The organism is Paraburkholderia sp. SIMBA_053, from assembly GCF_046534895.1.
Classification (GTDB): domain Bacteria; phylum Pseudomonadota; class Gammaproteobacteria; order Burkholderiales; family Burkholderiaceae; genus Paraburkholderia; species Paraburkholderia caledonica.
Genome location: NZ_JAWRXU010000008.1, coordinates 124,259 through 141,928, shown reverse-complemented (window position 1 = coordinate 141,928; position 17,670 = coordinate 124,259). Strand labels below are relative to the sequence as shown.

11 protein-coding genes are annotated in these 17,670 nt (G+C 63.9%); 6 read left to right on the top strand and 5 right to left on the bottom strand.

Annotated elements, in window-relative coordinates:
* Positions 1–3 precede the first annotated feature (3 nt).
* Positions 4–4,350 (top strand): translocation/assembly module TamB domain-containing protein, encoded by a 4,347-nt coding sequence (locus SB753_RS23230; protein ID WP_410802036.1) that lies wholly within the window; start codon positions 4–6, stop codon positions 4,348–4,350.
* A gap of 152 nt (positions 4,351–4,502) precedes the next feature.
* Here the strand turns inward: SB753_RS23230 and metG are convergent, their stop codons facing one another.
* Positions 4,503–6,641 carry a methionine--tRNA ligase gene (metG, locus tag SB753_RS23225; RefSeq protein ID WP_410802034.1) on the bottom strand — a complete coding sequence of 713 codons (2,139 nt, stop codon included), beginning with the start codon at positions 6,639–6,641 and terminating at the stop codon, positions 4,503–4,505.
* A 391-nt stretch (positions 6,642–7,032) separates the two neighbouring features.
* The gene (locus SB753_RS23220) at positions 7,033–7,686 is read right to left on the bottom strand and encodes an OmpA family protein (protein ID WP_020065184.1); all 654 of its coding nucleotides are present in this window, start codon (positions 7,684–7,686) and stop codon (positions 7,033–7,035) included.
* A gap of 401 nt (positions 7,687–8,087) precedes the next feature.
* Here SB753_RS23220 and apbC point away from each other — a divergent pair, with 401 nt between their 5' ends.
* The 5 genes from apbC to SB753_RS23195 all read left to right on the top strand — a co-directional run bounded on the left by apbC (position 8,088) and on the right by SB753_RS23195 (position 13,893).
* Positions 8,088–9,176, top strand: coding sequence for an iron-sulfur cluster carrier protein ApbC (gene apbC / locus SB753_RS23215; protein WP_408471830.1), 1,089 nt, complete (start codon positions 8,088–8,090; stop codon positions 9,174–9,176).
* A gap of 130 nt (positions 9,177–9,306) precedes the next feature.
* Positions 9,307–9,840: a superoxide dismutase family protein gene (locus SB753_RS23210; protein WP_410802032.1), complete on the top strand. Its 534-nt coding sequence runs from the start codon at positions 9,307–9,309 to the stop codon at positions 9,838–9,840.
* 337 nt (positions 9,841–10,177) lie between these two features.
* Positions 10,178–10,747, top strand: coding sequence for a dCTP deaminase (gene dcd / locus SB753_RS23205; protein ID WP_006048517.1), 570 nt, complete (start codon positions 10,178–10,180; stop codon positions 10,745–10,747).
* Between the two features lie 87 nt (positions 10,748–10,834).
* Complete coding sequence (locus SB753_RS23200; protein ID WP_020065187.1) at positions 10,835–13,120, top strand: arginine/lysine/ornithine decarboxylase; 2,286 nt, start codon at positions 10,835–10,837, stop codon at positions 13,118–13,120.
* Between the two features lie 92 nt (positions 13,121–13,212).
* Complete coding sequence (locus SB753_RS23195) at positions 13,213–13,893, top strand: lysozyme inhibitor LprI family protein (protein WP_088173285.1); 681 nt, start codon at positions 13,213–13,215, stop codon at positions 13,891–13,893.
* A 36-nt stretch (positions 13,894–13,929) separates the two neighbouring features.
* Here the strand turns inward: SB753_RS23195 and SB753_RS23190 are convergent, their stop codons facing one another.
* The 3 genes from SB753_RS23190 to pgl all read right to left on the bottom strand — a co-directional run bounded on the left by SB753_RS23190 (position 13,930) and on the right by pgl (position 17,657).
* A complete protein-coding gene (locus SB753_RS23190) occupies positions 13,930–14,856 on the bottom strand; it encodes a bestrophin family protein (protein ID WP_310065640.1) in 927 nt (308 codons plus the stop codon).
* Between the two features lie 160 nt (positions 14,857–15,016).
* Positions 15,017–16,933: a bifunctional transcriptional regulator/glucokinase gene (locus SB753_RS23185; RefSeq protein ID WP_027804181.1), complete on the bottom strand. Its 1,917-nt coding sequence runs from the start codon at positions 16,931–16,933 to the stop codon at positions 15,017–15,019.
* On the bottom strand, positions 16,911–17,657 hold the full coding sequence (gene pgl, locus SB753_RS23180; RefSeq protein WP_087751357.1) for a 6-phosphogluconolactonase: 747 nt from the start codon (positions 17,655–17,657) through the stop codon (positions 16,911–16,913). Before pgl ends, SB753_RS23185 begins: the two co-directional genes overlap by 23 nt.
* Between the last annotated feature and the right edge of the window lie 13 nt (positions 17,658–17,670).

Here is a 17,670-nt window from a genome sequence, read left to right as displayed (position 1 = left end):
CGCATGACGACGGACGTTTCCGCCCAACCTCCCGTGCAGCCGCCCGGCAACCCGCCGCCGGGCGCTGAACCGCCCGGACCGCCGGAACCGCCACCGGCGAAGCGCCGCCGCGCCGGCCGCCTGTTGTTGAAAACGCTCGCCGCGCTGGTCGTGGTGCTGGTGTTGCTCGTCGCGTTGGCGCTGGGCCTGCTGTACGGCGCGCTCACCACCGAACGCGGCACCGCCTATGCATGGCAGGCGGCGGTCAAGTTGCTGGGCGGCAAGCTAAGCGGCACGCTGGAAAGCGGAGCGCTCGCGAACGGCGTGCGGCTGCGCGAAGTGCGCTGGCGCGCGCTGGACGGCAGCGGCACGGACATCCAGATCGACCGTATGTCGGGCCGTTGGGCGCTCATGCGCGAGCCGTGGCGTTTCACGATCGACTATCTGCACTTAGGCACCGTGGACGCGCGCATCGGCGCCTCGTCGTCGAGCAGCAGCGAGCCGCTGAAGCTCCCGCAAGATCTCCGCTTGCCGATGCAGCTGGAAATCCGCGACGTGCAAGTGGACAAGCTGTTGTTGCACCAGGGCACGTCGACAACGGAGTTTTCTCACTTCGCTTTCCATGGACGCAGCGACGGCCGTCACCACGAGGCCGCTGTCGAGCGGCTCGAGACGCCGTTCGGCGCGGTGACGGCGTCTGCAAAGCTCGACGGCGTGCGGCCGTTTCCACTGACCGGCGACGTGGGTTATTCGGGCAAGGTCAACGAAGAAGCCGTGCAGGTGGGCGGGCATCTGAGCGGCACGCTGGCCAATCTCGTCGCCGAGCTCGACGCGAGCGGGATGAAGCTCGCCGGCCACGCGCAAGTCGAGGCGACGCCGTTCGGCGAGGTGCCGCTCAAACGCGCAACGTTGACGTTCGACCACGTCAATCCGCAGGCTTTTGCACCGGGCGCGCCGCTCGCCGATCTTGCGGTGAGGGCGGAGCTGCAGCCGGTGGGGCAGGAGGCGGGCGGGGTTGGGGCGAGCGCGGCTAGTGGGGCCAGTGGGGCGAGTGGGACCAGCGCGACGACTTCGCTGGACTCCGCACAAGGCGCAATCGCAGGACATTCCACGAGCGCCAGCCAGCCGCACACGGCCGGCAAGAGCGTCGGCGGTTTGGCAGTGGCGGGCCATATCTCGATTGTCAACGCACGTCCTGGCGCGATCGATCAACACCTGCTGCCGCTCATCGACGCCAACGCCGACGTGCGCCTCGACGCGAGCGCGCAGCGCATTTCGAATCTTGCCGTACGCCTCGTGAAGAGCGCCACGCTGACCGGCAGCGGCGCGCTCAGCGGCAAGCGCGGCCAGTTCGATCTGCAGGTCGCCGGTCTCGACCTGAACGCGCTTCAGGCGACGGTGCGGCCCACGCAGCTGTCCGGCCCGATCGCTATCAGGCTCAACGACGATATCCAAACCGTCACGCTCGATCTGGCCGATCCCAAAGCGGCGCTGCGTGCGCAGGGCAAACTGACCATGGACCCCGCGCGGCTCAGCTTCAACGACGTGCGTATCACGTCGGGCAAAGGCCGCATCGATCTGTCCGGCGCCCTCAAGCACGACGCGAATTCCAGCTACAACCTGAAGGCGCAACTCACCGATTTCGATCCGTTGACGCTGGCCTCGCAAATGCCGTCCCGCGCGCCGGTCAACGGACCTGCCGTGCCGCAGAGCGAGGCGAAGGGCCGGCTGTCCGCGCAGGCCGCGGCGCAAGCCGGCAGCACGACCGGCGCCAAAAGCGCAGCTCCGGCCGACAAGGCTGCGGCGGCCGTGAAGAACACAGGCAAGGCCGTCGTCAAGAAAGAGGTGATCGAGCGCAAGACACCCGCGCGGACGCGCGCTGCGCCGCCAGCGCGCAAGATCGAGGCGAAAGTCAACGGCACGCTGACCGCGACCGGCATGCTCGCGCCCGTTTTCACCACCAAAGCCGAGTTCAAGCTGGGTCCAAGTGTCTACGACGGCCTGCCGCTGACCGGCGGCGGCACGGTGCAACTTGCGGGCTCGCGGATTTTGCCGAGCCGTGCGAACCTTTCGGTGGCGGGCAACCAGGTCGATCTGCAAGGGAGCTTCGGCGCACGCGGCGACCGCTTGCGCTTTCATATCGACGCACCGGCGCTCGAGCGCCTCGGCTTCGGCCTCGCCGGGCTCGTCGCCGCCGACGGCGACCTCACCGGCTCGTTCGAGCATCCGAACGTGGTGCTGAACTACAAGGCCGACAGCGTCGTGTTGAGCAGCAACCGTATCGGCCATGCAGAAGGTCATGCCGAACTGCGCGACGGCGCGAACGGCGCGCTCGTCTTCACGACAGACGCGCGCAACGTGAGCGCTGGCGGCGTCGATCTCGCCACGCTCACCGCGCGTCTAACGGGCACGCGCGCCAGTCACTCGCTCGAAGCCGCGGCCACCGGCAAGCTGCAGGATCGCCCCCTGGATCTGACGCTGGCGGCCAACGGCAAGCTCACCGAGGCGCGCGACGGCACGCGCTGGGACGGCACGGTGACACGTCTGCAGAACCGCGGCACGCCCGCGTTGAATCTCGAGTCGCCGCTTGCCGTGAGCGCCGGGCCGCGCCGCCTGACGCTCGGCGCGACACGGCTCACGCTCGAAGGCGCGGTGTTGAGCCTGAAGTCGTTCTCTTTCGACCACGGCAAGGTTCAGTCGGCGGGCAACCTGACTGGCATTTCCGTGGCGCGGCTGCAGGACTTGCGGCGCGAGATCACCGGCACGCCGCCAGCCGTCAAGACCGATCTGATATTCGACGGCGACTGGGACTTTGCGCTCGGCACCACGGCGAGCGGCCATATCCAGTTGCGGCGCCGCAGCGGCGACGTCACGGTCGAGATCGGTCGCGGGCTGGCGTCGCTCGGTATTTCGGATATTGCCGCGCGCGCCGAGTTCAGCGGCGGCAATCGTCTGAACGCGACGGTGCATGCGCAGGCGAGCCGCATCGGCGTGATCGACGCCGACGCGCACACCACGCTGGTCGAGCGCGACGGCTTCCTCAGCGTCAACGAAGAGGGCGCGCTTACCGGCAATGTCAATGCCAATGTGCCGTCGCTGAAAACGACCGGCGGGCTGTTCGGGCCGAGCTATCTGCTCGACGGCCACCTCGCGTTGAAGCTCGCGCTTGGCGGCACCGTCGCCAAGCCTAACCTGACGGGTTCGCTGCTCGGTGACGGGCTTTCCGCCACGCTTGTCGACCAGGGCGTGCAGTTGAAGGACGGCGTCGTTCGGGTCGCGCTGTCGCACAACCTCGTCGACTTCGAGCAGGTCGAATTCCACGGCGCGAGCGGGACGTTGCGCGCAACCGGCCGGGTGCGTCTGGACGGCGCGGAGCCCGACCTGACTGCGAGCATCGTCGCGGACAAACTCGAACTCTTTGCGGCGCCGGATCGTAATCTGTCGCTGACGGGCAGCGCGAGCGTCGCCAACGCGGGCGCGCAGGGCGGCATGGCGATCAACGGCAAGTTTACCGTCGACCACGCGCTGTTCGACCTGCCGGAGCAATCCGCGCCCAAGCTCGGCGACGACGTGGTGGTCGTACGCCCGGACGGCACGGTGGCTGGTGAGCGGCCACGACCGGTGCCGGGCAGCAATAAGCCGGTCGGTCCATTTGCTCCGCGTGCGAACATCGACATCAACCTGGGCAACAACTTCCGGTTTCGCGGACAAGGGGCCGACCTCGGCCTGACCGGCACCATCACGGCGATGAGCGCGCCGAACCTGCCGCTGCGCGCGGTCGGCAACGTGCGCGTGACGCAAGGCTCCACGTACACCGCGTTCGGCCGCAAGCTCAATATCGAGAACGGCTTCTTCACGTTCAACGGACCGGTCGCCAACCCCGGCATCAACATTCTGGCGATGCGCCGCAATCAGCAGGTGGAAGCGGGCGTCTCGGTCACGGGTACCGTGAACTTCCCGGTCGCGAAGCTCGTGTCAGAGCCGAACGTGCCCGATAACGAAAAGCTCTCGTGGCTGCTCTTTGGCCATGGCACCGATCAGGGCAACAACCTCGGCCAGCAGAGCACGATGACGACCGCGCTCGCGTTGCTCGGCAGTGCGAGCGGCAAGCGGATCGCGCAGACTTTCGGTCTGGACGAGTTTTCGATTGGCCGCAGCGAAGTCGGATTGACCGACCCGCAGGTCGTGATGGTGTCGAAGGCGATCAACGAATGGCTCGTGATCGGCTATGAGCAGGGGCTGCAGTCGGCGAGCAACGCGGTCAAGGCGACCGTCAACCTGACGCGCTACTGGTCCGTCGCGGCCTATGGCGGGACATTCGACGGGATCGAGCTGCTATACACGCGGCGCTATGACCGTATCAAGTGGTGATCTGCTTCTGGCCACTCTTGCTGTCCTGATGAGCGCAATGCGCCGCGCATGAAAGTGCAGGCGAAAAAAAACGGCACGCCTTTTACAGCGTGCCGTTTTGCTTGTTGCAGCTAACCGTGTTGCGGGTGTGTGCGTACGTATGCGCTTGCGCGTTACTTCACACGCATGCCCGGCTTGGCGCCGCTGTGCGGCTCCAGCACGTAGAGGCCCGGCTCGGCTTTCTCGTCGGTCGCAGACGCGGCCAGCACCATGCCTTCCGACAGGCCAAATTTCATCTTGCGCGGCGCGAGGTTCGCGACCATCACCGTTAGCTTGCCGATGAGTTGCTCCGGCTGATACGCGGACTTGATGCCGGAAAATACGTTGCGCGTTTTCTCCTCGCCGACGTCCAGCGTGAGTTGCAACAGCTTGTCCGAACCTTCGACCGCCTTGCAATCGACGATCTTTGCGACACGCAGATCGATCTTCGCGAAGTCGTCGATGGAGATGACTTCGGGCGTGTCGTCCTTGTCCGCAGGGGTAGCCTTTGCGGCCTTCGACTTCGCCTTCGCGTCCGCAGCCGGCGCACCCGCTTCCGGCGTGGCTTGCAGCGAGTCGCGATTGGCTGCCAGCAAGGCTTCGATCTGCTTGGGGTCGACGCGCGTCATCAAATGCTTGTACGCGTTGATCGGACGCGCCGAACTGAGCGGTACATTAGCGTCGGCCCACGCGAGCGGCTCGATGCCGAGGAACGCTTCAACCGATTCCGCGAGCTTCGGCAGCACGGGCTTGAGCGCAAGCGACAGCAGGCGGAACGCCTCGATGCTCACGCTGCACGTTTCGTGCAGCGCGACGGCATTGGCCGGGTCTTTCGCCTGGTCCCAGGGCTTTGCCGTGTCGACGTAGGCGTTGACCGCGTCGGCCAGTTCCATGGTCTGGCGCAGCGCGCGGTTGTACTCGCGAGCTTCGTAGTTCGCGGCGATCTGCGGTACGGCGGCGCGCAGCGACGCGAGCAGCGGGTGCTGCATCGCACTGTCCTGCACGCGGCCGTCGAAGCGCTTGATCAGGAAGCCGGCGGCGCGGCTCGCAATGTTCACGTACTTGCCGACCAGATCGCTGTTCACGCGCGCCTGGAAGTCGTCGAGATTCAGATCGAGATCTTCCATCGTGCTGTTCAGCTTGGCCGCGAAGTAGTAGCGCAGCCATTCCGGGTTCAGGCCGGTGTCGATCACGCTTTGCGCGGTGATGAAGGTGCCGCGCGACTTCGACATTTTCGCGCCGTCCACGGTCAGGAAACCGTGCGCGAACACGTTGGTCGGCGTGCGGTGGCCCGAAAATTCGAGCATGGCCGGCCAGAACAACGTGTGGAAATACAGAATGTCTTTGCCGATGAAGTGATACTGCTCGGCCTTCGAGCCCGGGCGAACCCACGCGTCGAAGTCCAGGCCGCGCTTCTGGGCGAGGTTCTTGAAGCTCGCGTAGTAGCCGACCGGCGCATCCAGCCACACGTAAAAGTATTTGCCCGGCGCGCCCGGAATTTCGAAGCCGAAATACGGCGCGTCACGTGAAATATCCCAGTCGGCGAGCTTCGCTTCTCCGGCGTCGCCCAGCCACTCGCGCATCTTGTTGGTCGCTTCCGGCTGGGCAAGGCCGCCCACCCACGCGCGCAGGAAATTCTCGCAGCGCGGATCGGACAGGCGGAAGAAGTAATGCGTCGATGTCTTGCGAATCGGCGTGGCGCCCGAGACCACCGAGTACGGATTGACGAGCTCGGTAGGCTGATAGGTCGAGCCGCACACTTCGCAGCTGTCGCCGTACTGGTCTTTCGCGCCGCACTTGGGGCATTCGCCCTTGATGAAGCGGTCCGGGAGGAACATTTCCTTGACCGGGTCGTACGCCTGTTCGATATCGCGGGCGTCGATCAAACCCGCTTCCTTCAGCGCGAGATACACGTTCTCACTCAGGACGCGGTTCTCTTCGGAATCGGTCGAGTAATAGTTGTCGAACGAGATCCCGAAGCTGTCGAAGTCGCGCTTGTGCTCCTGCCAGACGCGGTCGATCAGCTGCTTCGGCGTCAAACCTTCCAGTTCCGCGCGCAGCATGACCGGCGTGCCGTGTGTGTCGTCGGCGCCCACGTAATAGACCTCGTGCCCGTGCATTCGCAGCGTGCGGACCCAGATGTCCGTCTGGATATATTCAACCAGATGGCCAATATGGATTTGCCCGTTCGCATAAGGAAGGGCCGACGTGACGAGAACCTGGCGGCGGGCCGACGGCGCGCCTGCAGTGAGATCGGTTGCGGGTGCTGACATAAGGATGGTGGGAGCCTGCGGTGGGACGAAAGGTCGATTCTAGCAGGGCAGGCGCCTGCGGGCGTGGCTCGCGCGGGCGCAGATGCCGCGCCGCCTCGGGCGCTGCGAAAAGCGAGCGCCCAAAAAAAACCGGGGCGATTAACCCCGGAGCAACAACGACAAGAGGAGAATGGTGACGCGGCGGCTTCGCCAGCCACGTACCGTAAAGACAGACAGCGGAATTTCGGGAGAGTTCGAAATTTTTTCGTCCTCGCGAGAGATTTTCCGCGCGGCGTTTTTACAGCCGGCTCAGCATCAGGCTGCCGGCCACCGATAACTGAATGGGCAACGCCGGTCAGGCCGGTGCTGCGAATCTCCGGCCCCAATTCCCCTGCTCGATCGTGCGTTGCTGTTATTGCGTGGTGTGCTGAGCCGTGGCGCGCAGATAGATTTCCACGCGACGGTTTGCTGCACGGCCGGCTTCAGTGTTGTTGTCGGCGATCGGCTGGTTCTGGCCCATGCCTTGTGCCGACAAACGCTGCGGCGCGACGCCGCGTTGGGCCAGATAGCCGGTCACGCTTTGCGCGCGATTGACCGACAGCGTCTGGTTATAAGCCGGTTGACCCGTGCTGTCGGTGTGGCCGACCACTTGGGCGATCACTTCCGGATTCTGCTGCAGCGTTTGCGTCAGCTGGTCCAGCACCGGCGCGAACGACGGCTTGATCGCATAGCTGTTGGTGTCGAACGTGACGGAGCTCGGAATGTTCAGCTTGAGTGAGCCGTCCGGCTGCTCGGTGATCTGCGTGCCCGTGCCCTTGGTGGCGCCCGACAGCTTGTTGTGAATGGATTGCCAGTTGTAGCCGGTGATGCCGCCCACCGCTGCGCCGACGCCGGCGCCAATCGCCGCGCCCTTGCCGCCGCCGAAAATTGCGCCCAGCGCCGCGCCGGTGCCGGCGCCTACGCCCGTACCCACTGCCGTGTTAGTGCCCTGCTGGCTGGCGCAACCTGCGAGCAGGGAGCCCGAAACGGCGAGAATGGCCAGGCGAGTCGTGATTTTTGCATTCATTTTTGATTCCTTTCGAGTAAAGCGAATGACGCGAATAAAGCGCGCGAGTAACGCGCGCGGGTGAAGCGTCCGTGGCGCTAGAGCCTGCGTGGCGAACGTCACGGCACCAGAACAGACTGCTCGACAGTGCGAACAACCCAAGGGACACGCAAGCCAGGCGGAAAACCCCACGCGTTCTTCAGTCCCGGTCCGACAATGAAGAAGGGTCTTCCGGCAGCGCTCGACGTGAGCCACTACAATAAAGCCTGGCGCACGCAGCGATGCGGCCCCACGGCGTCCGCCGGCCCAAAGGGTGCCCGGCACGCCTGGTTTTCGCAATGCTGTCTAACAATTTCTTGCAATTCCGGCGCGTGGCCGAAGCTTCGATTGCGCCGCGCCGCAGGTGTTCCCTTGGAGTGTCAATGAGTATCGATCGGGCTTTGGTCGACGCTGCCCTCGCAGCCGTCACTGACCCCAACACCGGCCGGCCGTATGCCGCAGCCAGGAACATTAAAAACGTAGCCGTGGAGGGTGACACGGTTAACGTCGCGGTGGTACTCGGCTATCCGGCCATGCGCCAGTTCGAGACCATCCGCAAGCAGTTCGCCGACGCGTTGCAGGCCGTGCCGGGCGTGGCGCAGACGCACATTCAGTTGTCGCAGGAAATCGCGGCGCATACGGTGCAGCGCGGCGTGAAACTCTTGCCGAATGTTAAAAATATCGTGGCCGTGGCGTCGGGCAAGGGTGGCGTCGGCAAGAGCACGACCGCCGTTAACCTCGCGCTGGCGCTGGCTAGCGAGGGCGCGTCGGTCGGCATACTCGACGCCGATATCTACGGACCCTCGCTGCCGCTGATGCTGGGTATCGAAGGGCGCCCCGAATCGCCGGACGAGAAGACCATGAACCCGATGACGGGCCACGGTCTGCAGGCGAACTCCATCGGCTTCCTGATCGAGCAGGACAACCCGATGGTGTGGCGCGGCCCGATGGCTACGTCGGCACTGGAACAGCTGCTGCGGCAGACCAACTGGCGCGATCTCGATTACCTGATCGTCGATATGCCGCCGGGCACCGGGGACATCCAGTTGACGCTCTCGCAACGCGTGCCGGTGACCGGCGCGGTGATCGTCACCACGCCGCAGGACATTGCGCTGCTCGACGCCCGCAAGGGCCTGAAAATGTTCGAGAAAGTCGGCATTCCGATTCTCGGCATCGTCGAGAATATGGCCATGCATATCTGCTCGAATTGCGGCCATGAGGAGCATATCTTCGGCTCGGGAGGCGGCGAGCGCATGGGTAAGGAATATGGCGTCGACGTGCTCGGCAGCCTGCCGCTCGACATTGCGATCCGCGAGCAGGCCGACTCCGGCCGGCCGACGGTAGTGGCCGATCCGCAAGGGCGCATTGCGGAGATTTACCGCACGATCGCGCGCAAGGTCGCGGTTCACATCGCCGAGCGCGCCCGCGACATGACGTCCAAGTTTCCCAACATCGTCGTGCAGAACACCTGACGAGCCCTTCAAACGACGGGCGAAAGGGGGCCGGGGGCGTCTATTCGCGCCTGGTCTCGCGGTATCATGTCGACTTCACAGGTTCGGCTCGGCAACCGCAGGGGCGGCCGCCAGCCGGCACGAGGATCGCATGGGAAAACGAATCGACCGGCAGGCGGTGCATGCTTTCATCGTCCTGACTGCCAGCAGTATGCTGTTATGCGGGTGCAGCGCTTTCCTGAGACCACAGGAAAAGCGCGCGGACGCGCAGTTGCTGCCCACCGTGGGCAATCAGGCGCGCGGCCTCGTTACGTTCATCGAGCGCTCGGACGGCGTTCAGGTTACCTACAATCTCGCGGGCTTGCCGCCTAACAGCGATCACGCGCTTCAGGTTCACGAGCGCGGCGACTGCAACGCAACCGACGGCTCCAGCGCGGGCCAGGTGTTCTCGCCGGCTGCCGAGCGTCTGAAGGCGGGTGCGCGCGTCGAAGGCGATCTCGGCAACATTCATGCGGACGCGAACGGCGTGGCAACCGGCTTCATCGTCGCCCCGGATGTCTCGCTCGACGGTATCCGTTCGGTCCTGCAACGCGCGGTGCTGCTCCATCACGACGCAACCGATCCCTACGCGTATCCGCAACATGGCGCGGGTCCCGCACTCGCTTGCGGTTTGATCCGCCAATGACGGATCACCGCGTGGTCGCCTTGTTGCCCCTGCCTGTGGCCAGGCTGCCTGAAGCGGCCGAAACGCGGACGAGAGCGGATCAAAGCAAACCCAGGCGGCTCCCTCGCGCTTATCAGTGGCGCGTATATGCGGCACCATCCTCGTGATCGCGTAAAATAAGCGCCTTTCGCCGCGGCGGCCGGCCGGCGTCATCGCCAGTACGGCATCGGGCAGCTTCTTGCGGAGCGCGCCGGCAAAACCCGTCCCTGAAAGTGGGACAACCGGCCGCAACGTGCCCGGCACGCGCCGGGTTGTTATCCGTCACACTCCTGTTATTCACGTCGAGCAGCGTTCACCTATGACCATCAAATCCGACAAGTGGATCCGGCGCATGGCCGAGTCGCACAAAATGATCGAGCCGTTCGTGCCCGATCAGGTTCGCGTCTCCGAAGACGGCCGGAAGATCGTCAGTTACGGCACATCGAGCTACGGCTACGACATTCGCTGCGCCGACGAATTCAAGATCTTCACGAACATCAACTCGACCATTGTCGATCCGAAAAATTTCGATGAGAAATCGTTCGTGGACTTCAAAGGCGACGTCTGCATCATCCCGCCTAATTCGTTCGCGCTCGCCCGCACGGTCGAGTATTTCCGCATTCCGCGCTCGGTACTGACCGTGTGTCTCGGCAAGTCCACTTACGCGCGCTGCGGCATCATCGTGAACGTCACGCCGTTCGAGCCGGAATGGGAAGGTCACGTCACGCTCGAATTCTCGAATACGACACCTTTGCCTGCGAAAATCTACGCGAACGAAGGCGTCGCCCAGGTGCTGTTTTTCGAAAGCGACGAGATTTGTGAAACGTCGTACGCGGATCGCGGCGGCAAATATCAAGGTCAGCACGGGGTCACGTTGCCGAAGACGTGACGTCGGCAGCGCATTGACCCACCAGGTACACAGGGTGACCGCTGCAATCTATCCAGTGCAGCGGTCGTTCTTTTTGGAGAATCGCCCATGAAGTTCCGTTTTCCCGTCGTCATCATCGACGAAGATTTCCGCTCCGAGAACATCTCGGGTTCCGGCATCCGGGCTTTGGCCGAAGCAATCGAGAAAGAAGGCGCGGAAGTGCTCGGGTTGACGAGCTACGGCGATCTGACTTCGTTCGCGCAGCAGTCGAGCCGCGCGTCGTGCTTCATCCTTTCGATCGACGACGACGAGCTGCTGCCCTACGTCGAAAACGTCGTGGTTGAAGGGGAAACGCCGGAACTGGCCGCCGCCATCGTCGCGCTGCGCGCGTTCGTGACGGAAGTGCGCCGCCGCAACGCGGACATTCCGATCTTCCTGTACGGCGAAACGCGTACGTCCCGCCACTTGCCGAACGACATCCTGCGCGAACTGCATGGCTTCATCCATATGTTCGAGGACACGCCGGAGTTCGTCGCGCGCCATATCATCCGCGAGACCAAGGTTTATCTGGACTCGCTCGCGCCGCCGTTCTTCAAGGAACTGGTGCAGTACGCGGACGAAGGCTCGTACTCGTGGCACTGTCCCGGCCACTCGGGGGGCGTCGCGTTCCTGAAGAGCCCGCTCGGCCAGATGTTCCATCAGTTCTTCGGCGAAAACATGCTTCGCGCGGACGTCTGCAACGCCGTGGACGAACTCGGGCAACTGCTCGATCACACCGGCCCCGTTGCGGCTTCCGAGCGCAACGCCGCGCGCATTTTCAGCGCGGACCATGTGTTCTTCGTGACCAACGGCACGTCGACCTCGAACAAGATCGTCTGGCACGGCACGGTCGCGCCGGGCGACATCGTGCTGGTCGACCGCAACTGCCACAAGTCGATCCTTCACGCGATCACGATGACCGGCGCGATTCCCGTTTTCCTCACGCCGACGCGCAACAACTTCGGCATTATCGGCCCGATTCCGCGGTCGGAATTCGAGCCGGAAAACATCCGCAGAAAGATCGAGGCGAATCCGTTCGCACGCGAAGCGCTGGCGAAAAATCCCGACCTCAAGCCGCGCATTCTGACGATCACGCAAAGCACGTATGACGGCGTGATTTACAACGTCGAGATGATCAAGGAAATGTTGGGCGAGTGGCTGGACACGCTTCACTTCGACGAAGCGTGGCTGCCGCATGCCGAGTTCCACGAGTTCTATCAGGACATGCATGCGATCGGCGCGGGCCGCCCGCGCATCGGTGCGATGGTCTTTGCCACGCACTCCACGCACAAGCTGCTGGCCGGCATTTCTCAGGCGTCGCAGATCGTCGTGCAGGATTCGAAGAACAGCCGCTTCGACAAGCACCGCTTCAACGAGGCGTATCTGATGCATACGTCGACGAGCCCGCAATACGCGATCATCGCGTCGTGCGACGTGGCCGCGGCCATGATGGAAGCGCCCGGCGGCACCGCTTTGGTCGAAGAGTCGATTGCGGAAGCGCTGGACTTCCGCCGCGCGATGACCAAGGTCGATACGGAATACGGCGACGACTGGTTCTTCAAGGTCTGGGGCCCCGACCAGTTCGCCGACGAAGGCATCGGTTCGCGCGAAGACTGGATGCTTCGCCCGAACGATTCGTGGCACGGTTTCGGACCGCTTGCCGAAGGCTTCAACATGCTCGATCCGATCAAGGCGACCATCGTCACGCCGGGTCTGGACATGGACGGCGGTTTCGGTGAGACGGGCATTCCGGCCGCGATCGTGACGAAGTACCTCGCCGAGCACGGCATCATCGTCGAGAAGACCGGGCTGTATTCGTTCTTCATCATGTTCACGATCGGCATCACGAAGGGCCGCTGGAATTCGATGGTGACCGAGCTCCAGCAGTTCAAGGACGACTACGACAACAACCAGCCGCTATGGCGCGTGTTGCCGGACTTCGTCGCGCTGCATCCGACTTATGAGCGTGTCGGTTTGCGCGACCTGTGCCAGCAGATCCACAGCGTCTACCGCGCGAACGACATTGCGCGTCTCACGACCGAGATGTACCTGTCGAGCATGGAGCCGGCGATGAAGCCGTCCGACGCGTTCGCGAAGCTCGCGCACCGTGAGATCGACCGCGTACCCATCGACGAACTCGAAGGCCGTGTCACGTCGATTCTGTTGACGCCGTACCCGCCGGGCATTCCGTTGCTGATTCCGGGCGAGCGCTTTAACAAGACCATCGTCAACTATCTGCGATTCGCGCGTGAATTCAACGAGCGTTTCCCGGGTTTCCACACGGACATTCACGGGCTCGTCGGCGAGATGATCAACGGACGCATCGAATATTTCGTCGATTGCGTACGCGTCTGACAATGCGCTTCATGACGTTCCTCGGGAGCAACCGGGGCCGGCGACGCGAGTCGCGTGCGCCGGCTTGGGTGCGAGCGGCACAGCGCGCGCTGATGCGCACGTTGACCTGCGCGCTGCTGCTCGGCGTCGCGCCGCTCGCCGCGCGTGCGGAAGTCGCCGCAGCCGATCCGATCGATGCGGCGATGCGCACGTGTCTGGCACGCAGCGATATGTCGTCGACGATGGGGCAGGTGCAGTGCATGGAAACTGCGCGCATCGGCTGGAAGACCGCTATGGACAACGCATGGCAGCAGTTGCAGCCGGAGTTGCCGCCGGCACGGCGCAAGCAGTGGGAAAAGAGTCAGGCAAGCTGGCAGGCTTCGCGCGACGCAGAAACTCAACTGCTCGCGGCGGTATTCGCCACCACGCGCGGCACGATGTATGTGCTTGCCGAAGCCGATATGCAATTGCAGCCGGTGCGTGACCGGGCTCTCGCGCTGCGCAGCGCGGTCGCGAAAGCAAGTGCGGGTGGCGGCGATCCTCCGGGCCGTCTGCGCGCTTGCCGTGCGGACGCGCGCTGCGAACACGCGATGTTCGACCTGAATCGCTACTATCGCCGTCTGCAGGCAAAGATGCCGGCGCGCTCGCGTCCCACGCTGACGCGCGCACAAAAGGCGTGGACCGCGTATCTGAACGCGACGACGCCGGTCGTCGACGAACGCGGCCGCATCGACATCATCGGTGCGCGTGTGGCGACGCTCAAGCGTTTGTCGGAAACAGTCGGCAACGACTAGACCTGCGAGCGGACAGGCGCTGCCTCATCGGAACGCTCAGGTTAGCGCGTAGCTTTCGGCTTGCGGGTCGGGCAGCGCGACCGCGGGCTCGCCGCGCATATCGCGCAGTGCGTCTTCAATGATGAGAGACATGGTACTCAGCGCAAGGTCGTTGTCGTCGGTGCCGAACGGCTCCTCGATTTGCGACGCGATTGCTTCGTGCGCCATGAACGTGTACGCGACGAACACCGCGAACACCGGCGTAAAAATGCCGATGCTGTCGACGAGTCCAAACGGCAACGACGCACAGAAGAAGTACACCGTGCGGTGAATCATCACCGAGTAGGCAAACGGCAACGGCGTCGACGCGATGCGCTCGCACCCGCCGATCACATCCGACAAGCCATTCAGATTCCGGTCGAACGCAAGTACGGCCATCGGATCAATTGAGCCCTTTTGCGCCTCACGCTGCACCCATTCGCCAAGAACCAGCATCAACGTTGCCGGTTTGTAGCGCGATGTCATAACGCGTTCGAACAGCGCAGGCGGCAGGCGTGCGGCGAGGTCCTCGCGCGGATCGCTCCTGCGAAGCTGATGGCGCAGTGCGTGCGGCAACGCGCCCAACGCGGCGCAAAACTCGGCCAGGTTTTCGTTCGGCAACTGCGTCGTTCGCAAGGTCAGCGCCTGGCGAGCGAGCGAACGCGCGTCGTTCAGCAATTGGCCCCAGAGCTTGCGCGCTTCCCACCAGCGGTCATAGCTGGCGTTGTTGCGAAAGCCAAGAAACACCGCGAGAGCGATGCCGATGAGCGAGAACGGCGCAGTCGTGTTGAGGTTCAGCGAGATGGGCAGCAGATGATCGTGCGCCGCGACCGCAACGACCGAGATCGCGAAAATGAGGAAGAGCCGGGGAAGCAACTGCGGAAGCACCGAGCCGCGCCAGGCGAGCAACATGCGGAACCAATGGAGATGCGGACGGATGATCATCGGTGTGCTTTGCCGTGAGCGATGGAGTTTCTATTATCGCTTGTTGTTCGAGTCGCGCCATTGAAGCACGTACTCGCACAGGCAATGCTTTGGTCCGGATTCCAGAAGTTGGGCGAAGGCCACGGCATGGCGCGGCCTTCATACAGACATCAATCCGGCATCAATCGCGCGCCGATGAAGCCGCGCCGTGACTGAGCCAGTCGAGCACTGCGGTGGCGTCGTCGTCGGCACCTTGACGTGCTTTCGCCACCGTCTCCGCAACGTCCGCGCTCGGCACGGCGCGGCGAATTGCCACGCCGACCGCGAGAATATCGATCATCACCAGATGCAGAATTCGCGAAATCATCGAGAGTTGCGACTCGCGAATTTCAATGTGATCGGTTTCGAGCGCGACCGTCGCGCGCTTGGCGAGCGGCGTGTTGCTCGACGTAATCGCGATCACCTTCGCGCCTGCCTGCATCGCGACGTCGAGCACGCGCAGCAGTTCGGGCGCGCGGCCCGACTTCGACACGGCGACAATCACGTCGCCCTTGCCGAGCAACGCAGCCGAAGCGGCCTGCATGTACAGATCGCCGTAGGCAATGGTCGGAATGCCGAAGCGGAAGAACTTGTAGTGCGCGTCCTGCGCGACGATGTTCGAATTGCCGAGTCCGTAGAACTCGATGCGCCGCGCGCCGTTCAGCAGATCGATCGCGCGTTCGACCTGGTCGAAGTTCAGATGCTCGCGCAATTGCAGAATGGCCGACACGGTGTTGTCGAGGACCTTCGCGCCGAAGTCCGTCGCCGTATCGCCGAGATGCACCTGGCTGTGGCTCACCGGAATGGTGCCGGTCAAACCCGTCGCAAGCTTAAGCTTGAAGTCCGACAAACCCTGACAACCGAGCGAGCGGCAGAAGCGGATCACGGTCGGCTGACTGACGTCGGCCTTGCGGGCGATGTCGACAATCGGGTCGTTGATGATCGAGCGCGGATGGTTCAGCGCGAGATCGGCGACGCGGCGCTCGGCCGGCGTCAGCGCATCGCGCATTTGCCGGATCCGCTCGAATACCGCCGACGAACTGCCGCCCGCGCGATTCGACAACTGTTCGGCGAGGATCGCGGACACGCCGAGAAACGCCGGATATTCCGCGGTGATCACGTAGGTCGGCACGTTCTGCAAATATGCCTCGAAGCGGCCCTTCGCCTCGAAGCGTTTGCGAAACGACGAGCGCGCGAAAAATTCGCCGAGCCGCGGGACGACGCCGCCGCCGATATAGATGCCGCCGAGCGCGCCGAGCGTCACCGCGATATTGCCCGCAAACGTGCCGAGTATGCCGCAGAACACGTCGACGGATTCAGCCGCAAGCGGCTCGCCTTCCAACGCACGTTTGACGATCTCGACGGTATCGACGTTTGCCGCTACGCGCTTCTTGTCGCGGCCTGCCAGCGCACGGTAAATGACTTCGATGCCGGGCCCCGCGGCCACGCGTTCGAACGACACATGCGACCATTTCTTGCGCGCGTATTGCAACACGATGTCTTCGCGCTCGTCGGCCGGCGCGAATGTGGCGTGACCGCCTTCGCTGCCGAGCGCGATCCAGCGGTCGTCGGCAGGAATCAGGCCCGACACGCCCATGCCGGTGCCCGGACCGAGCAGGCCGATCACGCTGTTCGGACGGCGCGTGCCGCCGCCGACCTGCACGCGTTGCGCATCCGTCAGGCCGGGCAAGGCCATGGCGAGCGCGGTGAAGTCGTTCACGACGAGCAGCGTGTCGAAGCCGAGCGCACGGCGCGTGGCTTCGATCGAAAAGCTCCAGTCGTGATTCGTCATGCTGACCTGATCGCCGTCGACCGGGTTCGCAATCGCAATCGCCGCGTGATTCACGCGGCCGATCTTCGTGTCTTTCAGGTACTTCTTGATAACTTCAGCGACGCCGGGGTAATCCGCGCACGGGTAGACGTGCACCGAGCCGATCTCGCCCGGTCCGGTTTCCAGCGCAAAGCGCGCATTCGTGCCGCCGATGTCGGCCAGCAGCCTCGGTCCATCGGCGTGCTGGCCCGCGCCCGGAACAGCCTTAGTTTGCACACCAGTAGACATCGAGTCTCACTCCCTTGTCGTTTGCCAACTGCGAGATGGCATTTTTTTGTAGCGAAGATGCGGCGGCGTTCAGCACGTCCATCTTGCGCGGTCCGGCAATCAGCAAAAACAGATGCTTCACTTCCTTGAGCGCGGAGAGAGACCAGCTCACACGTGCATGCGGCGCGCTGCCGGGATGCACGGCGACGAAGCGCTCAGTCGTGCTGATGGCGTGATCCCATTCAGGCGCATCGGCGAAGATCGACGCGGTGTGGCCGTCTTCGCCCATGCCGAGTATCGCGACGTCGGGCACGTTGGCGAAACGCGCGTCGGCGTTCAGCGCTGCGACATGCGCGTGCAGATCCTGCGAGGTGTCGACGAGCGGCCAGAACGTCGCGTTCTTCGCGGCGTTCTGCAGCAACGTTGCGTGCACCAGTTGCGAGTTGCTCGCGCTGTCCGTCTCGGGCACCCAGCGATCGTCCACGAGTGTCACCGCAATGTGCGGCCAGTCGAAGCTTTGGGTGGACAACGTCTGCAGGAAAGGGCGCGGACTGCTGCCGCCGGACACGGCGAGCAGGGCCGGGCGCACGCCGGCTGTGGACGTACCGGCTGTGGACGCGCCGGATATACCGGCGTCTGACGTTGCCGTCTGTGCGGCCAGCGATGCATGCAACGCGTCGCCTACCGCCTTCGCCAACGCGTCGGATTGGGCGCGTTGATCGTCGAAAGCGTGAAGCTCGATCACTTCTCCTCCGTGC